This window comes from Microbispora hainanensis, from assembly GCF_006874475.1.
Classification (GTDB): domain Bacteria; phylum Actinomycetota; class Actinomycetes; order Streptosporangiales; family Streptosporangiaceae; genus Microbispora; species Microbispora hainanensis.
On record NZ_VIRM01000129.1, the window covers coordinates 1 to 1,591 of the forward strand.

Here is a 1,591-nt window from a genome sequence, read left to right on the forward strand (position 1 = left end):
AGATGTTCGAGAGGTTCACCGACCGTGCGCGGCGGGTTGTCGTCCTGGCCCAGGAAGAGGCTCGGATGCTCAACCACAACTACATCGGCACTGAGCACATTCTTCTTGGTTTGATCCATGAGGGTGAGGGTGTGGCGGCCAAGGCTCTGGAGAGTCTTGGAATCAGTCTCGAGGGGGTGCGCCAGCAGGTCGAGGAGATCATCGGCCAGGGGCAGTCGGCGCCTTCGGGTCACATTCCCTTCACGCCGCGGGCCAAGAAGGTTCTTGAGCTGTCGCTGCGCGAGGCGTTGCAGCTCGGGCACAACTACATCGGCACCGAGCACATTCTTCTGGGGTTGATCCGGGAGGGTGAGGGTGTCGCGGCGCAGGTGCTGGTGAAGCTGGGCGCTGATCTGAACAGGGTGCGTCAGCAGGTCATCCAGTTGCTGCACGGGTATCAGGGCAAGGAGCCGGCGGCGGCGGGCGGGCCGCAGGAGTCGGCGCCGTCGACGTCGCTTGTGCTGGATCAGTTCGGGCGGAACCTGACGCAGGCTGCGCGGGAGGGCAAGCTCGACCCGGTGATCGGCCGGGACAAGGAGATCGAGCGGGTCATGCAGGTGTTGTCCCGCCGGACGAAGAACAACCCGGTTTTGGTGGGTGAGCCCGGTGTGGGTAAGACCGCCGTGGTGGAGGGGCTGTCGCAGAAGATCGTCAAGGGTGAGGTGCCCGAGACGCTGAAGGACAAGCAGCTCTACACCCTCGATCTGGGTGCGCTGGTGGCCGGTTCCCGCTACCGCGGTGACTTCGAAGAGCGCCTGAAGAAGGTCGTCAAGGAGATCCGCACGCGCGGCGACATCATCTTGTTCATCGACGAGCTGCACACGCTGGTCGGCGCGGGCGCCGCCGAGGGCGCCATCGACGCCGCGAGCATTCTGAAGCCCCCTCTCGCGAGGGGCGAGCTGCAGACGATCGGCGCGACGACCCTGGACGAGTATCGTAAGCACGTCGAGAAGGACGCCGCGCTGGAGCGGCGGTTCCAGCCGATCCAGGTGGCCGAGCCGTCGCTGTCGCACACGATCGAGATCCTCAAGGGTCTGCGGGACCGTTACGAGGCGCATCACCGGGTGTCCATCACCGACGGCGCGCTCGTTGCCGCCGCCACGCTGGCCGATCGTTACATCAGTGACCGGTTCCTGCCGGACAAGGCGATCGACCTGATCGACGAGGCGGGGTCGCGGATGCGGATCCGCCGGATGACGGCGCCGCCGGACCTGCGTGAGTACGACGAGAAGATCGCGAACGTGCGGCGGGAGAAGGAGTCCGCGATCGACGCGCAGGACTTCGAGAAGGCCGCGGCGTTGCGGGATCAGGAAAAGCAGCTGCAGCTCAAGCGGGAGCGGCGGGAGAAGGAGTGGAAGGCCGGCGACATGGACGTCGTGGCCGAGGTGACCGAGGAGCTCATCGCCGAGGTCCTGGCCACCGCTACCGGCATCCCGGTGTTCAAGCTGACCGAGGAGGAGTCGCAGCGGCTGCTGCGGATGGAAGACGAGCTGCACAAGCGGATCATCGGTCAGGACGACGCGATCAAGGGCTTGTCGCGGTCGATCCGGCG

General features: G+C 65.9%; 1 protein-coding gene. It reads left to right on the top strand.

Annotated features, from left to right (window positions below; all coding sequences use genetic code 11):
* Positions 1 to 2 precede the first annotated feature (2 nt).
* On the top strand, positions 3 to 1,591 hold a 1,589-nt coding region (locus FLX08_RS39780), incomplete at its 3' end, for an ATP-dependent Clp protease ATP-binding subunit (protein ID WP_142625415.1).